Genomic DNA, 17,017 nt, shown 5'->3' with positions numbered 1-17,017 from the left:
CGGAGAAAAGGGCCGGCTACGCGCCGGCCGGCAGTTTGCGGAAAAAATCGGACAGCTTGGGCAGGTCCGAAAAAGCCACATTGAAACGGAACCAGGCGTGTTCCGGTTGCGATACATAAAAGAATTCTCCCGGCGCCAGCCAGATGCCTTGCTGCAAGGCCAGGTCGCCGATTGCCTTGGCGCTCAGCGCCGCATGCGGCATCCTCGCCCAATAAAACATGCCGCCGCGCGGCGGGCCGAACGGCAGCAGGCCGACTTCCTCCAGCCTGGCGCTGACCTGCGCCTGCGCAGTGAGCAAGGTGCTGGCCAGGCGCTCGACGTGCCGCCGGTGATGGCCTTCAGTCAGCGCGTTGTACACCAGCCGTTCGGTGATTTCCGAATTGGTCAGGGTCAAGACCATCTTGGTGCGCGCAAATTCCTTGGCGAGATCCGCCTGGCAGGCGATGAAACCCAGCCGCAGCGAGGGGGCGATGGTCTTGGAAAAACCGCTGACATAGATTACCCGCCGCAAGCCGTCCAGCGCCGCCAGCATCGGATCGGTGGCTTGCGCCAGCTCGCGGTACAGATCGTCTTCCACTACCCAGAAGCCATGCCGTTCAGCCGACTGCAGCACCCGCATTGCACAGGCCGGGGTGTAAGTGGTGCCGGTCGGATTCTGCAGTACCGGGTTGGTGAAAAAAATCTTCGGCCGGTGGATCTGCGCCAGCTCTTCCAGCCGCTCCAGGTCGACTCCGCTCACGGTGCGCGGCACGCCGACCACATGGATATTGGCCAGCCGCAGCATGGCGATCAGGTTGCAATAACCCGGCTCTTCGATGAACACGGTGTCGCCCGGTTTCACCAGGGTGCGCATGATCAGGTCCAGCGCCTGGGTCACGCCGTGGGTAGTGACTATCTGGTCGGGGCCGATGTCGAGCGACCAGTTGGCGAACGATTTGGCGATTGTCTGCCGCAGCGGACCGTAACCGAACGGATGGCCGTAGCCCACCTGCTGGGCGCCGGGCGAGCGGATGATGCGCCGCTCCGCCGCATGCAAACCCTCGCCGTCGAGCATGCTGCTTGGCAGCCAGCCGCAGCCGGCCTTGATCGGCACCCGCTCATCGGCAAACACTTCGGAAAACAGCCAGGCCGAATCGATCACCGGATTGGGCATGATCGAAGGCATGCCGCTGCTCTCGGGCTGCTCGCGCTTGGCGATGAAAAAACCGGACCCGCGCCGGACGATCAGCAAGCCGTTGGCCACAAGCCGTTCGTAAGCTTCGACAATCGTCGAATTGCTGACTCCCTGCTGCAGCGCGAACTGGCGGATCGACGGCAGCCGCTCGCCCGGCCGCAGCTTGCCGTTTTCGATCATGCGGCCGAGGCCCGCCACCACCTGCTCGACCAGGCTCAGCGCCGACTGCGGCTGCAACAGCGGGGGAAAACGCGAAACCTGGGTATCAGTCATGGGACCTTCAAGTGTATTCAGTACAGATTGCTGTCGGCAACAGTACACTTTCCGCGATTTGTACAAAGTGTATCTAACAATCTGGATTGTAGCTGCAATAATCGACGCCATGGCGAAACTTCGCCAACCATCGTCAATCACCGCAACCGAGCCCATCATGCACACACACCAATCGGATCAGGACCTGTCGGCATTCTGGATGCCATTCACCGCCAACCGCCAGTTCAAGGAAGCGCCGCGCATGTTCGTCTCGGCCAAAGGCATGTATTACCAGACCGACGACGGCCGCCCGATACTCGACGCCACCGCCGGCCTGTGGTGCGTCAACGCCGGCCATTGCCGCGAAGAGATCACCGCCGCCGTGACGCGGCAGATCGGCAGCATGGATTACGCGCCATCATTCCAGATGGGCCATCCGCTGGCGTTTGAAGCTGCGCGCAAGGTGGCAGGACTGATGCCAGCCGGGCTGGATCGGATTTTCTTCACCAATTCCGGTTCGGAAGCAGTCGACAGCGCACTCAAGATTGCCCTGGCTTACCACCGCGCACGCGGCGACGGCCAGCGCACACGGTTCATCGGCCGCGAACGCGGTTATCACGGGGTCGGTTTCGGCGGCATCTCGGTCGGCGGCATCGTCGGCAACCGCAAGGCTTTCTCGGGCAACCTGATACCCGGCGTCGACCACCTGCAGCACACCCTGAATATCGCCGAAGCCGGCTTCAGCCGCGGCCAGCCCGCCTGGGGCGCGCACCTGGCGGACGAACTGGAACGGCTGGTGACGCTGCACGACGCCTCCACCATCGCCGCCGTCATCGTCGAGCCGCTGGCCGGCTCGACCGGGGTGCTGATTCCGCCGGCGGGTTACCTGGAGCGCTTGCGCGAGCTGTGCAGCAAGCACGGCATCCTGCTGATTTTCGATGAAGTGATCACCGGGTTCGGCCGCCTCGGGGCACCCACCGCCAGTGCCTATTTCGGCGTCACGCCAGACCTGATCACGCTTGCCAAGGGCATCAACAACGCCGCGATTCCAATGGGCGCGGTGGCGGTGAAACGCGAGATCCATGACGCGGTGGTGCAATCCGCCGCCGCCGGCGCCATCGAGCTGATGCACGGTTATACCTATTCCGCCCATCCGGTGGCCGCCGCAGCCGCCATCGCCGCCATCGACCTGTACCAGAGCGAAGGCTTGTTCGAGCGCGCGCGCGAATTGTCGCCACTGTTCGAGAAAGCCGCCCACGGCGTGGCCGGCGCGCCGCACGTCAAGGATATCCGCAACCTCGGCCTGGTGGCCGGGATCGAGCTGGAACCGCGGCCGCAGGCGCCGGGCGCGCGCGCTTACGAAGTATTCCGCAAGTGTTATGAAAAGGGCGTGATGGTGCGCTACACCGGCGACATCCTGGCTTTCTCGCCGCCGCTGATCGTCCAGCCGGAAGAAATCGAACGCATGTTCAGCACGGTGCGCGAAGCACTCAACGAAACCAGATAACCGAGACCTGCCATGAGCCTTACTTTGAACACCCCTCAAATCAACCACTTCATTTCCGGCGCATTGGCGACTGGCCGTTCCGAACGCTATTCGGATGTCTACAATCCGGCCACCGGCGCCGTGGTCGCCCAGGTTGCGCTGGCCTCGGCGCAGGAAGTGGATAAAGCCGTCGCCGGCGCCCGTGCAGCGTTCCCGGCCTGGGCCGAAACCTCGCCGCTGCGCCGTGCCCGCATCATGTTCAAGTTCAAGGAACTGCTGGAACAGCATCACGACCAGCTGGCGGCGCTGATCACGCGCGAACACGGCAAGGTGTTTTCCGACGCCAAGGGCGAAGTGGTGCGCGGCATCGAGGTGGTGGAATTCGCTTGCGGCATTCCACACCTGCTGAAAACCAGCCACACCGACAATATCGGCGGCGGCATCGACAACTGGAACCTGCGCCAGCCGCTGGGCGTGGTGGCCGGCATCACGCCGTTCAACTTCCCGGTGATGGTGCCGATGTGGATGTTCCCGGTGGCGATCGCCTGCGGCAACTGCTTCATCCTGAAACCGTCCGAGCGCGATCCTTCGGCCAGCCTGCTGATCGCCGGCCTGCTCAAGCAAGCCGGCCTGCCTGACGGTGTTTTCAACGTGGTGCAGGGTGACAAGACGGCTGTCGACGCCTTGCTGGCACATCCCGAAGTACAGGCGCTGTCGTTTGTCGGTTCGACCCCGATCGCGGAATACATCTACACCGAAGGCGCACGCCGCGGCAAACGCGTGCAGGCGCTGGGCGGCGCCAAGAACCATCTGGTGGTGATGCCGGACGCCGATCTCGAACAGGCGGTCGATGCGCTGGTCGGCGCCGCCTACGGTTCGGCCGGCGAGCGCTGCATGGCGATCTCGGTGGCGGTCGCGGTGGGCGATGTCGCCGACCGCCTGGTGGAGCGGCTGGCGCAACGCGCTGCCGCGCTCAAGATCGGCAACGGCGACCAGGCCGATTCCGAGATGGGGCCGCTGGTCACCGCCGTGCACAAGGCCAAGGTCGAGGCTTATATCGCCAAGGGCGTTGAAGAGGGCGCCAGGCTGCTGGTCGACGGCCGCGGCCACAGCGTTGCCGGCCACGAGAATGGCTTTTTCGTCGGCGGCACCCTGTTCGACCACGTGACCCCGGAAATGACCATCTACAAGGAAGAAATCTTCGGCCCGGTGCTGTCGGTGGTGCGGGTGCCGGACCTGGCCAGCGCGGTAGAACTGGTCAATGCCCACGAATTCGGCAACGGCGTTTCTCTCTTTACCAGCGACGGCGGCGTGGCGCGCGCATTTTCACGGCAGATCCAGGTCGGCATGGTCGGCATCAACGTGCCGATCCCGGTGCCGATGGCCTGGCATTCCTTCGGCGGCTGGAAACGTTCGCTGTTCGGCGACCACCACGCTTACGGCGAGGAAGGCATCCGCTTCTATACCCGCTACAAGAGCATCATGCAGCGCTGGCCGGACAGTATCGCCAAGGGCGCTGAATTCACCATGCCTGTGGCCAAGTAAACCGGCTTGCCCGGAGCGGCTGGCAGCCGGCGCTCCGGCTCAATTGTTATCCGGCTTAAGCACCCAGCCCGAAACGCCATCTTCCACCAGAAATCCCTGCACCTTGATTTCCTGGCGCAGGCGATCGGCTTCCTGCCACTGCCGCGCTTCGCGCGCAGCCTGGCGCCGGCCGGCCAGCGCCTGTACCGCCGCGGGAATTTCATGGCTGGCCGGACGCCAGTTGTCCAGGTCGAGTCCCAGTACCTGGTCCATCGCACGCAATGTAGCCTTGCGCATGGCGGCGTCGGCCTCGCAGCGCACCAGCTCCCAGACGATAGTCAATGCGCGCGATGAATTAAGGTCACTGTTGATGGCGTCGCGGAAGCGCTCCAGGAAAACCGGGTCAGGCTGCGTCCCGTCCGGCCAGCGATGGTAGGCTTCCCGCAAGCGCTGCAAGGCAGTCGCCGCTGCCTGCAGGCCGTCCCAGCTGAATTCCAGCTGGCTGCGGTAATGCGCCGTCAGGCACAGGTAACGGTAGGCCAGCGGATCGATGCCGCGCTCGGCCAGCGACCGGAGACGCAGGAAATCGCCGCCCGACTTGGACATTTTTTCGCTGCCAGCCTGCAGGAAGTAGCCATGCATCCAGAAATTCGCCAGGCGCGTGCCGTGGCAGGCCTGGGTCTGCGCTATCTCATTGCTGTGATGGACCGCGATATGGTCTTCGCCGCCGCAATGGATATCAAACCAGCTGCCGAGATGCGCCGCCGACATCGCCGAGCATTCGATGTGCCAGCCGGGAAAACCGCGGCCCCAGGGACTGTCCCACTCCATCTGGCGCCGGGTGTCGGCAGGGCTGAATTTCCATAAGGCGAAATCGGTCGGGCTGCGCTTTTCTCCTATCGCCACGCGCGCGCCTGCCTGCAAGGCGTCGCGGTCGAGCCGGGCCAGGTAGCCGTAGTCGCTTTGGCGGCTGGTGTCGAAGTAGATGCCATCGCCGGTGCGATAGACATATCCTTTTTCTTCCAGCGCCTGGATAAAGGCAATCTGCTCGGGAAGGTATTCGGTGGCGCGGCACCAGGTCTCCGGCTCCAGCAGGTTGAGGACGCGGCAATCCGCCATGAACGCAGCGCTGTAAAACGCCGCTATTTCCCAGGCGCTCTTGCCGCTGCGCCGGCTGCCTTTTTCCATCTTGTCTTCGCCTTCATCGGCATCCGAGACCAGGTGGCCGACGTCGGTGATATTGACCACGTGCTGCACACGGTAATGGTTAAAGCTCAGCGTACGGCGCAGCAAATCCTCGAAAACATAGGTGCGCAGGTTGCCGATGTGGGCGTAATCGTAGACCGTCGGTCCGCAGCAATACAAGCCGACGCGCCCCGGGACAATGCTTTCAAAACGCCTGACGCGGCGCTCCCAGCTATCGTATAGATGGAGTTCCATGCAATTCTTTTTAAAAACCAGTTAGGGGTGCCAGGGAAAAACAACCTGGCCGTGCACAGGCCGGCGGGCGAGGAAAATCAGGCGCGCTGCATTGGCGTCGTGCAGCGGCAACAACGTGCGCAGACGCGAGAGTTGGGGGAGAAGAGGGATAACGTAAGCATCGCTTATACTAACTTGTAGCGCTTTTCCCGGTCAAGCCTCTGCACTGGCCTGGCCGGAAGCAGCATTTATCACTATCCGGAGCAAACCATGATGAAGCAGCGGAAACTGGGATCAAGCGGGCTGGCGGTATCGGCGATCGGCCTTGGCTGCATGGGCATGAGCACTGCCTACGGCGCGGCCGACGAGACCGAATCTGTCGCCACCCTGGAACGGGCGCTGGACTTGGGCATCAATTTTTTCGACACCGCCGAGCAGTACGGCCCCTATGAAAACGAAGCGCTGCTGGGACGCGTCTTCAAAAGCCGCCGGCATGAGGTGGTGCTGGCCACCAAATTCGGCTTCAAGATTGAGAATGGCGTCACCACCGGCATCACCAGCGAGCTCAGCCATATACGGCGCGCGGTGGAAGGTTCGTTGCGCCGCCTCGGCACCGACTACATCGATTTGCTGTACCAGCACCGGGTCGATCCGGCGGTGCCGATTGAAGACGTGGTCGGCGTCATGGCTGACCTGGTGCGCGAAGGCAAGGTGCGCTACCTGGGCTTGTCCGAGGCTGGCGCCGCCAATATCCGCAAAGCTCACGCGGTGCATCCGATCAGCGCGCTGCAAAGCGAATATTCGCTATGGGAACGCAACCTGGAAGCCGATATTTTTCCGGTCCTGCGCGAGCTCGGCATCGGCCTGGTGCCGTTCAGCCCGCTCGGCCGCGGCTTCCTGAGCGGCACGGCGCAGCGCGCGGAAAGCTATCCGGAGTCTGATTTCCGCCATCGCGATCCACGCCTGCAGGGCGACAATTTCGACGCCAACATGCGGGCCGCAAAAGTGGTCGGCGAGATCGCCGCGGCGAAGGGGACGAGCAGCAGCCAGGTGGCGCTGGCCTGGGTGCTGCAGCAGGGCGCCGACATCGTACCGATTCCCGGCACCAAGCGCCGCGCTTACCTGGAGCAGAACGCCGGTGCGGTCGAAGTCATGCTGTCCGCCAGCGAAACCGCGTTGCTGGAAGACGCCTTGAAGCAGGTGGCCGGGGAACGTTATAGCAAGGAACGCATGGCCTGGGTCGACCGTTAGTATCTACTGGCAGGCCGCTCCGTTGCATACATTGCGATCGGCGGCGGCCGGCTTCAGGTTGGTTTGCGCGGCGTTGCCGTTATTGCCCTTGAACTGGTTGTTGCTGAAAGTGGAATGGCCATATGCGGACAGTCCCAGCATCTGGTTGCCGCGCATCATGCTGTTGCGCACCTTGAGATCGACGCCGAAGATGCCGTCGCCGCCATTCGCTTCGGCAACGCTGTTGCTGATCGAACCGCCGAACAGCACCGCGCCGCCATGGCCGTTCCTGGCCATCACTATCCGGTCGATGCTGGCCGCATTGGTTTCCAGGTAGACGCCGTAATTTCCCATGCCCTGGATGATGCCGTTCCTGACCGAGATGCCGCTGCGGTTGACCGCATGCACGCCATTTCCGCTGCCGCCCGGCCAGCACGGCGCCGGCAATTGCTGGCAGCGAACCGGTCCCTGGATGGCGTGGCCGTTGAGGTCCAGCGTCACGTTGTCGGCGTTGATCTCGATTGCGGTGGTGTTGGCGTCAGGTACTTTCAGGTTGCCTGACAGCCGGTAATATCCGGGTTCGTCGATGACCACCAGGAAACCCGGCTTGTCGGCGCGATCAGGAGCAATCATGGTGGCTCGCCCGGCCGCCGAGCTCATGCCGGGAATCAACAGCGCGGCCAGCAGCGCCGTCGCTACGTATTGCTGCAAGCTATCACTCATAGGGCCGCTCTTCATTGCTCGTGAGCCGCTTCAGGCTCCCCGGAAAATATCGACAGTTTCAATGGCCGCACCGCGCCCATCCAGATCGCATGGTCGCGATGATCGCGCAGGTCGTCGCCGGTGAGCGGATGGACGAACACCACCAGCCCGGCGCGATGCAAGGCCAGCCATGGGATGACTTCGCCAAACAGCGGCGCATCGAAAGCCAGCTGGCAGCTCCAGTCCGGATGCGGCCCGACAGGGTGCTGGTGGACCCGGCCCATGGCCAGCGTAAACCGCCGCGCCGCCTCTTCACACAAGGCTTGCGCCCGCGCCAGGGTGCCGGCATCGAAATAGATGTGGGCGTGGTAGCCGGTGATGCTCGGCGCGGATGGTTCGGTCATGCAGGAAACTCCAAAATGTGGGATCGGGACTGCGCGCAGATGCGCCTGGCGCAGGCTGTTTTTCGTATGGTTATTGCTGCGTTTCTTGCTGCGTTAACAATCAAGAATACCCTCTTTTCCATAGCCAGGGAAATTGCATCCGCAAGACCGGAATCCTGCTTGTCTTTCTGATCATTTCCACCGCAATGAAGGCCGGCATGATACGCGTGGGGCCACGGTTTCACACCGCCCGGAAGAAAATAATGCGGGCTTTGTACGGTGACGTACTTAACATTCCAGTCCCGGCAGGTAATCTGCTTTTATCGGCTTGCCTTGAAGAGCTGCGCCAGAAAATATCCAATGAAACCACCTATCATGCCCGCCGACGCGAGCCCGGCCGCTGCTCCTGAAACAAGTACGACGGCGGATGCGCCGATGACCGGGCCGCTGGCGCCGCTTTCCGCTACCGGTTCCACCAATGTACGTAACCTGTGCCTGAGGGTACTTACCGTCCTGGCGCTGGTGTTTGCGCTGCAATGGGCGCAGAGTTTCCTGATTCCGCTGGTATTCGGCATTTTCATCGCCTACACCCTCAATCCGCTGGTGGCGTCGCTGGAACGCATCCGCATCCCGCGCCTGATCGGCACTTGCATCGTGATGGCCACCTTGCTGCTTGGCCTGGTGCAAGTTGCCTATTCTTTGCGCGGCGAGTTCCAGTCGATCGTCGAGCGCTTGCCGACCGCCGCCCATCAGCTGGCGCGCTCCATGGCCAGCATCCAGGCCAGGACGCAAGGCCAGGCCAGCACCATCCAGAAAATGCAGGCGGCGGCAAACGAAATCCAGACCGCTGCCGGCCAGGCTGCCGGCGTAAAACCGGATCCCAAACGGCAAGCCAGTCCCGCACCGCCATCGTTTCAGCTGGGCGAATGGCTATGGACCAGTTCAATGGGCGCCATGCTGTTCCTCGGCCAGGTGGTGATGGTGATCTTCCTGGTGTTTTTTCTCCTGTTGTCGGGCGATACCTTCAAGCGCAAGCTGGTGAAACTGACCGGGCCGTCGCTTTCCAACAAGAAGATCGCCGTCAACATCCTGTTCGACATCAATACGTCGATCCAGAGCTACATGTTCATGCTGCTGGTGACGAATGGCTTGCTGGCGGTCTTGATGTGGATCGCGTTTCGCCTGATTGGACTTGAAAACGCCGGAGCCTGGGCTGTTGCGGGCGGTTTCCTGCATGTCATCCCATACTTCGGTCCGCTCCTGATCGCTGTCGCTACCGGCCTGACCGCATTCATGCAGTTCGAATCGTTCTCGATGCTGCTGCTGGTGTCAGCCACGACATTGGCCATTGCGACCCTGATCGGCACATTCGTGACGACCTGGATGATCGGCCGCATCGCCAAGATGAATGCGGCGGCGGTGTTCATCGGGCTGCTGTTCTGGGGTTGGCTGTGGGGTGTATGGGGAATGCTGCTGGGCATTCCGATCATCGTCATCGTCAAGGTCATCGCCAAGCATGTCGACCGCATGCATCCGGTCGCCGAACTGCTGGGCGACTAGCCGATCCGGTACGGACGCAGTGAAGGGATAAAAAAAAACGGCATCCGAAGATGCCGTATCAAACCAGGTTAGAGGCGGGAATTAAAGCGAGATCTTGGCGATCTTGGCGCCTTGCAGCGAGACGCCCGCGATCAGGCCGCCGTTGGTAGTCACGAAGCCGATGATCGGCTGTTGCGCGGTATTGGTGTCGATGCTGCCGTTGGCGCCGATGTTAGCCAGCGCGACGGTAGCGTCGGCGCCGACGGTCCAGCCGTTACTGTTGCGGAATTTATCAAGCGCATCCTGCGTCATGAACAGCAGCACGATGGCTTTCGATTGCGCTCCCGCCTGGAAGCCGATGGAACCGGCTGTGGTGCTGTAGTAGCCCTCGGTGCGGCCGCCTACGCGCAATGCGCCCTTGCCGTATTCGCCGCCGATCACGAAGCTGGCTTGCAGCACCGCAGGGAACACCAGCACGCCCTTGGCGCGCGCTACCAGGTCACGCGAAGCAGGCGCGGTCTGATACAGTTTGGATAAAGTGGCGTCCACTCCGGCATTGACGTCGTTGCGGCTGGTTTGCGAACTGGCGTCCTTGCCCGGCATGGTAGTGGTGCAGCCGGCGAATGTCAGGCTGGCCATTGCGACGGCAACGGCTGCCAAGCCCTTTGAAGGGAATGAGGATTTTTTTTGCATTTTTTTCTCCATCAAAAATAATAATTGGACAACGTTATGAATTGTATATTGCGTTGCAAGACATCTGCATGAACCGCATTTTGGACTGAGCTTCCATGACCTCCCAGCTCCTGACGGTATCCCTGGTTGAATCGGCCGCAACGAAGGCGACGCCGCGGCATCCAAGCTGCGGCGCATCATTATCCGCAATCATGGTGTCACTCTAGGCGGGATGTAAGATTGCATCTGTACGGTAGCACACATTCAAACAACAATTACTTGCCTGCCTCCGACGCTTGAGGACGGCAAGCCTTGATCACAGCAAGAGGAATCCGCAATGAATGAATACAACGCCAATCCGCAGCCCAGGCTCTACCTGGACGACCTGAAAGCCGGCGACCGCTTCAGCAGCGCCGAGCATGCGCTGGATGAACAACAGATCCTGGCGTTCGCCCGCCAGTTCGACCCCCAGCCTTTCCACCTGAGCGACGCCGCCGCCAAGAACACGCTGTTCGGCGGCCTGGCAGCCAGCGGCTGGCATACCGCCGCCATCACCATGCGCCTGCTGGTCACCAGCGGCATGCCGCTGCAGGATGGCATCATCGGCGCCGGCGGCGAAATCAGCTGGCCGCAGCCGACCCGCGCCGGCGATATCCTGCGCGTGGAAAGTGAAATCATGGAAATCACGCCGTCACGCTCACGCCCGGACCGCGGCATGGTCAAGCTGCGCAGCGAAACCCGCAACCAGCGCGGCGAAGTGCTGCAGCTGTTCGTGTCGAAGCTGGTGGTGTTCCGCAAACCGGCAGCTGCGTGAAATCGCCTGCAGATCTACAATAAAATTTTTTGAGCGAGCGCCAAGATGATACGCATCCGTGAAATCGACCACCTTGTATTGCGCGTGACCGACCTTGAACAGATGCTGCACTTTTACTGCGATGCGCTCGGCTGCGCCGTTGACCGCCGCCTGGACAGCATCGGCCTGGTCCAGCTGCGCGCCGGCAGCGCCATGCTCGACCTGATTCCGGTCGACGGCAAACTCGGCAGCGCGGGCGGCGCGGCGCCAGGCAAGGAAGGGCGCAACCTCGACCATTTCTGTTTTCGTGTGGAGCCCTTCGATGAAGCGGCGATTCGCGCTCATCTTGCCGCCCATGGCGTGGCGGCTGGCGAGCTTGCGTCAAGAAACGGAGCGGAAGGGGAAGGGCCGTCGATTTATGTCACGGATCCGGAGGGGAATGTGGTTGAGCTCAAGGGGCCGCCGTATGACTAAGACGCTGATTTTATTTTAAACTCGTCCACTCAGTCAGGCTGCATTTTATTCATCTGGACTATGATATTCGGTATCAATCTTAAAACCAAAACTACGGAGTTTTTCTTCCGAATTCGTCCGTTCTACAGCCTGTCTTTTGCGAACAGCTGGATACAATTCCTTCCATAGTTTCCGGTCTTCAAAAGCCAACGCACTGCGTTGAAAACTGCCCTTGCTTTCCAGTTCAAGCGAAAGAAAATAAGCGCCCGGCAGATTCGGATCCATTTTCCCGCGATCCCGCATAAATTGGACATTCATGTAAACATCGTTCAGATAAAATCTCCATCCAGTCATATCATTGATCTTCATCCAGATATCCAATGAAGGCATATAACCAGGATCCAGCGACATCAGACCGGCTCCGTTTTCAAGCCCGCTCATCTGATAACGCAGTGCATCAGCGCCTTTAAGGCGCGGCATACTGTGATCAATCCATCGTTTCCAGCCCGCTTCCTGAATATGCTGAAGTAAGGCATAGAACTTGAGGCGCGCTTCGTCGTGAAGCACGTTATTTCTTGGGGGTAGCCCCATGCTGATCGAAAGACCGACTATCCCTTCTGCAGGATATGTGTCATCGGTATCTCCCAATACCGAGAGAACCGAATCCAGAACAAAGCTGCTGGAGCCATTTTTTACAGTAATGGTACCTAAAGCATCATCGGGCCAGTTAAGTCTGTAAAAGTGTGACCCTGGATTGCGATCGTTGACGTCGATCATTTCTTTATATCGCTGTGCGAAATGTTTACCAGACTCGCCGATTTCAACAACAACATTGCTATAAACAACGGCTTTCTTCTCCACGAGACTAAATAAACCAGCTTTGATGTCGTGGCCAAACATCAGCCAGAATGCAATTGCCGCAGGAACAATTAGCCACGCCGCTAATGCACCAGAAATCCAATTTTTTGGCAGAAATTTTCTAAGCGTCATTGATAGAGCGGATCAACAAGGAAGATTACGCCTTTCCAGACGTTTTCCCGCTTCAATTAGGAACCGGGGGATCTCGATACGTTTCGTCAATTGCTATGCCTTTGGCCTTGAGTTCAGTTTCCTTTTGCGCACGCGTAGCAGCGAATTTCGTCAGGACAGCGGGTAACAGCTCTTTCCAGTGCTGGCGATCCTCGGGTTTCACATAGCCTCGGAATTCTTCCAAGTCAGTTTTGACGTTAAAGCTGAGCAGGTAGGCGCCAGGCTTGGCGGGATCGGTCAAGGTCCGCTCTCGGGTGAAACGCACTGTCAGGTAAACATGGTTCGCATAAAAGCGCCAATAGGTGTTGCTCTCAATATGCATCCATTCATCTAACGTAGGTGTGTAGCTCGGATCAAGCCCGATGAATTGATCTGTGCCAAGCACATAGTCGAATCGCGCCTTGCCTTTTAGACGTGGATCGCTCATGGGTGTGATCGGTTGCCATCCCTTGCCTATCAACGACTGCAACAGCGCATAGGTTTTACTACGTGCTTCGTCATGCCCGATGAGATCAGAGGATGTGATGCCTCCCTTGATATCGATTTCCGACAGTCCTTCGTTTGCCAAGCCGCCCAAATCTTGACCCGCAGAGATACCCAACACGTCTTTGATCACAAACGAATTCTTGTCATGCTCAATCGTAATAACTCCATGCGGAAGAGTATTCCAATCGATCTCGTAAAAATCCATCCCTACCGGCTGATGCTCAACTTTGACCAACGCAGGATAACGCTTTAAAAAGCCAGAGCCTTGCTCGCCGATCTTGATCGTGATTTGCCGAGAAAAGATATTCGCGTTCTTTTCTATGGCAGTACCGGGAGTCGTGATTATTTTTTCCCCGCAACCTGATAACAGGAGCAAACCAATAAGGACCGAATTTAATGAGAAAAACGTATGCACTTCAGATTATCCACACGATGGTAGCGAACGCATTTCACTCCTGTGCTATTCATCGCGCGCGTTCTTGGTCATCTTGGAAACCATATCAACGTACACGTCCTTTCCAGTTTCAAGTTTAATTTTCGAAGGGTAATGGTAAAAAACCAACCACATCTTTGTCGCCAAACCAAGAAACACCAAATTAACAGGGGTCATACTCACAGCCAAAAATATTTGCGTAAACGGTACCCCCACAAAATTTGACACAATCCTCATATATGGCGCCAATAGAACTGCTGCCACCATGAAAAAAATAACGAACTTATTTGATGGAAATTGCGGAAATTTCAGCGTTTTTTCAATGACGATCTTGTCACCTTGCTGAAGATAGTAAACTGCGTCTTCCTCTTCTTGATAGATGCTATCCCTGAGTTTTTTATCTGTAAAAATATCTCGATAAATCAAGAAAAATCGGCGGCACCACCAAACAATCAAAAAGAAATGCAATACCAAGAATCCAAGCCGCGCCCATAGTGGCCAGGCACCATAGATGACAATACAGAGAATGGGATAAATTCCCAAAATAGATCCACTGGCAAAAGAAACAAAACCTGCACCATAGTATTTTGCTTTCCACTCCCACTTGAACAGATAGGCGATGGCAGCAGACGCTACCGCGAGTGCGCAAATAAGCAGACCTGAGATTGCGAGATAATTTTGGGCAAGAGCGATGTCTGGCACGGCGCCATCAGCCAACGCCCATCCACTCAATCCCATTATTATTGGAATAATAAGTGCAATTATAAAAATCGATCGGGTGCTTTTAACTGCGGCATTTACCTTGTCAAGATTCCTCAAAAGTGAATCTCCTTGTAATCTTTCGGGAATTTCCCCATCAGATAGTGCCAGCTATCCTCTATCTGCTTCCCTGCTTTTCTAAACCAAGGTGCAATAGAAGCAGCGAGTCCATCGGTATTTTTTGGATCGCCGGTTGCATGTTGCCCAAGCTTTTTATCTAGAGATTCAATTAAATAGTTAGCTGCAAAGCTAAGACCAATAGTGATAGCTCCAACAACTATCACCGGAATAGCGGCGCCGATAACCACCATGACGAACCATACTATTACGGCTACCGCCACTACCACCAAAGCCGCAACCACGATTGCCTTAATTGCAGCCATAACCAACGCTGCGGCCAAATCATAGCCGTCTTTCTTGGCATCATCCTTCCATTCTGCGATGGAAGTAGCGGCACCAAAAATAAAGCTGACCAAAGCGTTGCCTTTGAATGTTCCGGTGACACCTTTAACTGTGGCGGCAAAAGAACTTTCCGTTTTACCCATGCCCGCGAAGATATTCACTATTCGATCATGTGCCGGTCCGAACCCACCCCGACCAAATACTGTATTGCTGTTGCTATAGCCAGAAAAATAAAAACGAATCTTGCCCCGAACATAGTGCACCTGCGCTTTCACCAGCTTAAAACCTTCGTGGGTTTTACCGTCGAGACTGGCACGCAACCACGTCCAGTTATCCGCTATATAGGCGCCCGTACCTGCAACTTGTCCCCATATCCAGTTGCGTGTTGCAACGTGATTCGGATCAATATCAGCAAAACCGGATTTATCGCCACCTTTCTTTAAAGATTCCCATACTTGGGCAGGTATGCCTTCGAGCTTGCCATCAACCACGCATACAACCGGACATGTTTCATCATGGATAGGTGCTGCAACAGAACGAGGTAAAGGCGCGGGCATTACAGCAGGAGCGGCGTTTACAGGGGCCGATGTCACGAGCTTGAGAGGAGCGGGAGGAGGACCTGTATCACCTAAGGAAATAATAATCGGCGCCGGCTTTTCTTTTGGATCATCACTATGCCGATGTTTATCCCATTCGTTCGGTTCTACCTTGGAGAGAATCTGTCCATCGCATTTGAGTACCAATGCTCCCTTGAAACCACGACTGACCCAGACGTGCATGCGCTCGCCATCCTTGAACGTCACCTTGCCGTGTTGGGCTGCGAAGATCAATTTCTTGTCGCGGGCATTGTAAAAATCGGAGTCGGTGGCTTCCAACACATAGGTTTTTCCGTTACCAAGCTTGATATCAAAAATTACGTCACGATGTTTGCGCAGTACGACTTTAAGTTTGTCGGTGCCGCCGCCGACCCAGCACTGAACTGATTCGCCAGGCAGATCGATACAGTGCTCTTGCACTACCATGTCGTCGCTGGTTTGCGAACCGGTTGCTCCCATGTTTAACCCCTGGCTTATATGCGTTTAATCTGTTCCGCTCGGAATGATCCGCGCGTGGCATTCTTGAGAATGGTTTTCCCTGTCCCGTCCAGGGTGCTATTTTCTTGTTGACCATCCCATAAATGAGATTGAATCGGATCATGTTGCAATGGACTGCCATCAGCATCAACATATTCCAAATGCAAATCACGTTTGGTGCTCAAATCGCTGATGTTGCTGTGCTGATCGGGTACCGACATATTCTTTGGTCCAGGCAGGCTATGCGAGGCGGCATGGACAACATAATTGCCGTTGGTGCCGTGCTCGATACCGACTGCGTTGTACTTGACGTAGCTGCCGCCCCCGTTGATCACCACTTCTTCCTTAGCGCTTACTATGATGTGCGTGGCGGTATGTGTGATGTTCAATTTAGCCAACAAATTGATGCTATCCGTAAGTGTTTGCACTTCAATATCGCCAGCTGCGGCAACCAATTTCATGCCTGTTTTTTGTACGAACAACCGGAAGGTGTTTTTGATGCTGGCAAACAGGCTGTCTCCGCTGGCAATGGACAGGCTCTTGCCGGTGGTGATGGCCGTATGCTCATCGCTGGCAATGTGCGTCGATTGCGCCGTCGTGGTTTCTATGCCGGCAGGACTGGCCAGCACCAGATGCGGTTGGGCCAGTTCCGGGAAACTGCCTTCCTGCGCAGCACCGCCCTTGATCGCCTCGTTCTGCGCCTTGAGGATCTGCGCAATGTCCGCCTGCTGTCCCTGCTTCTCCTGCGCCCCCGCCTGCTGCGCCATCTCCGCCAGCGTCTCATGCTGGTCGCGTGCCGAAGTGAGCCTTTGCACCGTCTCGCCCATGTCCTTCATGTGCGAAGCCGCACTGCTGCGGCCTTCAGTCGTGATCAGCATGCCCTTCGCTGAACGCGCCACGCCATGGCCGTCTGTGCGCAGTTCCCAGCCCTCGCCGCGTGCATCCTTGCGGCCGGCATTGTCTTCAATGCGGGTGATGTTGCCCAGGCTGAGCTGGCTGTGCTGGTGATCGCTTTTGAGCTGCGCCTGGATCTTGGCGTTGGTGTCGTCCAGGATCAGGTGGTTGCTGCGCCCGCCAGCCTGGTTGCCGCCATTCGGGGTCAATTCACGGCTTCTGAGGCCCATCAGCGATTGCTGGGTCGCCAGCTTCCACGGCGGCATGTTGCGCTGGTTGTAGACGCTGCCGGTGATGAGCGGCCGGTCCGGGTT

16 protein-coding genes are annotated in these 17,017 nt (G+C 58.0%); 6 read left to right on the top strand and 10 right to left on the bottom strand.

What is annotated here, in order from left to right:
* Positions 1–16 precede the first annotated feature (16 nt).
* Positions 17–1,447 carry an aminotransferase-like domain-containing protein gene (locus tag BM062_RS21265; RefSeq protein WP_092400580.1) on the bottom strand — a complete coding sequence of 477 codons (1,431 nt, stop codon included), beginning with the start codon at positions 1,445–1,447 and terminating at the stop codon, positions 17–19.
* Between the two features lie 157 nt (positions 1,448–1,604).
* Here BM062_RS21265 and BM062_RS21260 point away from each other — a divergent pair, with 157 nt between their 5' ends.
* Together BM062_RS21260 and BM062_RS21255 are read left to right on the top strand one after the other, a co-directional pair.
* Positions 1,605–2,933: an omega-aminotransferase AptA gene (locus BM062_RS21260; protein ID WP_092400578.1), complete on the top strand. Its 1,329-nt coding sequence runs from the start codon at positions 1,605–1,607 to the stop codon at positions 2,931–2,933.
* 12 nt (positions 2,934–2,945) lie between these two features.
* A complete protein-coding gene (locus tag BM062_RS21255; RefSeq protein ID WP_092400577.1) occupies positions 2,946–4,457 on the top strand; it encodes a CoA-acylating methylmalonate-semialdehyde dehydrogenase in 1,512 nt (503 codons plus the stop codon).
* Positions 4,458–4,496: 39 nt separating this feature from the next.
* On the opposite strand, the gene cysS is transcribed toward BM062_RS21255, so the two are convergent.
* Positions 4,497–5,876, bottom strand: a complete 1,380-nt coding sequence (cysS, locus tag BM062_RS21250) for a cysteine--tRNA ligase (protein ID WP_092400575.1) — start codon at positions 5,874–5,876, stop codon at positions 4,497–4,499.
* A gap of 249 nt (positions 5,877–6,125) precedes the next feature.
* On the opposite strand from cysS, the gene BM062_RS21240 reads away from it, so the two are divergent.
* Complete coding sequence (locus BM062_RS21240; RefSeq protein WP_092400571.1) at positions 6,126–7,106, top strand: aldo/keto reductase; 981 nt, start codon at positions 6,126–6,128, stop codon at positions 7,104–7,106.
* Between the two features lie 3 nt (positions 7,107–7,109).
* Here the strand turns inward: BM062_RS21240 and BM062_RS21235 are convergent, their stop codons facing one another.
* Both BM062_RS21235 and BM062_RS21230 read right to left on the bottom strand, forming a co-directional pair.
* Entirely contained in the window at positions 7,110–7,808 is a 699-nt protein-coding gene (locus tag BM062_RS21235; protein ID WP_175501116.1) for a right-handed parallel beta-helix repeat-containing protein, read from the bottom strand.
* An 11-nt stretch (positions 7,809–7,819) separates the two neighbouring features.
* Positions 7,820–8,191 carry a DOPA 4,5-dioxygenase family protein gene (locus tag BM062_RS21230; RefSeq protein ID WP_092400567.1) on the bottom strand — a complete coding sequence of 124 codons (372 nt, stop codon included), beginning with the start codon at positions 8,189–8,191 and terminating at the stop codon, positions 7,820–7,822.
* 339 nt (positions 8,192–8,530) lie between these two features.
* On the opposite strand from BM062_RS21230, the gene BM062_RS21225 reads away from it, so the two are divergent.
* Positions 8,531–9,730: an AI-2E family transporter gene (locus tag BM062_RS21225; RefSeq protein WP_092400565.1), complete on the top strand. Its 1,200-nt coding sequence runs from the start codon at positions 8,531–8,533 to the stop codon at positions 9,728–9,730.
* 81 nt (positions 9,731–9,811) lie between these two features.
* Here the strand turns inward: BM062_RS21225 and BM062_RS21220 are convergent, their stop codons facing one another.
* Entirely contained in the window at positions 9,812–10,402 is a 591-nt protein-coding gene (locus BM062_RS21220) for a BPSL1445 family SYLF domain-containing lipoprotein (RefSeq protein WP_092400563.1), read from the bottom strand.
* 316 nt (positions 10,403–10,718) lie between these two features.
* Between BM062_RS21220 and BM062_RS21215 the strand changes: the two genes are divergently transcribed.
* Both BM062_RS21215 and BM062_RS21210 read left to right on the top strand, forming a co-directional pair.
* A complete protein-coding gene (locus BM062_RS21215; protein WP_092400561.1) occupies positions 10,719–11,195 on the top strand; it encodes a MaoC family dehydratase in 477 nt (158 codons plus the stop codon).
* Positions 11,196–11,240: 45 nt separating this feature from the next.
* Positions 11,241–11,648 (top strand): VOC family protein, encoded by a 408-nt coding sequence (locus BM062_RS21210; RefSeq protein WP_092400559.1) that lies wholly within the window; start codon positions 11,241–11,243, stop codon positions 11,646–11,648.
* Positions 11,649–11,693: 45 nt separating this feature from the next.
* Here BM062_RS21210 and BM062_RS21205 read toward each other — a convergent pair whose 3' ends face one another.
* From BM062_RS21205 to BM062_RS21180, 5 genes are all read right to left on the bottom strand, one after another.
* Complete coding sequence (locus BM062_RS21205; protein ID WP_092400557.1) at positions 11,694–12,617, bottom strand: hypothetical protein; 924 nt, start codon at positions 12,615–12,617, stop codon at positions 11,694–11,696.
* Positions 12,618–12,669: 52 nt separating this feature from the next.
* The gene (locus BM062_RS21200) at positions 12,670–13,557 is read right to left on the bottom strand and encodes a hypothetical protein (RefSeq protein ID WP_139220154.1); all 888 of its coding nucleotides are present in this window, start codon (positions 13,555–13,557) and stop codon (positions 12,670–12,672) included.
* Positions 13,558–13,602: 45 nt separating this feature from the next.
* Positions 13,603–14,394, bottom strand: coding sequence for a hypothetical protein (locus tag BM062_RS21195; RefSeq protein WP_092400553.1), 792 nt, complete (start codon positions 14,392–14,394; stop codon positions 13,603–13,605).
* Positions 14,391–15,791, bottom strand: a complete 1,401-nt coding sequence (locus tag BM062_RS25340; RefSeq protein ID WP_139220153.1) for a hypothetical protein — start codon at positions 15,789–15,791, stop codon at positions 14,391–14,393. Before BM062_RS25340 ends, BM062_RS21195 begins: the two co-directional genes overlap by 4 nt.
* A gap of 14 nt (positions 15,792–15,805) precedes the next feature.
* Positions 15,806–17,017 (bottom strand): DUF2345 domain-containing protein (locus tag BM062_RS21180; RefSeq protein ID WP_254785199.1); only part of this gene is annotated, 1,212 nt, incomplete at its 5' end.

This window comes from Collimonas sp. OK412, from assembly GCF_900112135.1.
In the GTDB taxonomy this organism is placed as follows: Bacteria; Pseudomonadota; Gammaproteobacteria; order Burkholderiales; family Burkholderiaceae_D; genus Collimonas; species Collimonas rhizosphaerae.
This window is presented reverse-complemented; position numbering and strand designations above follow the sequence as displayed.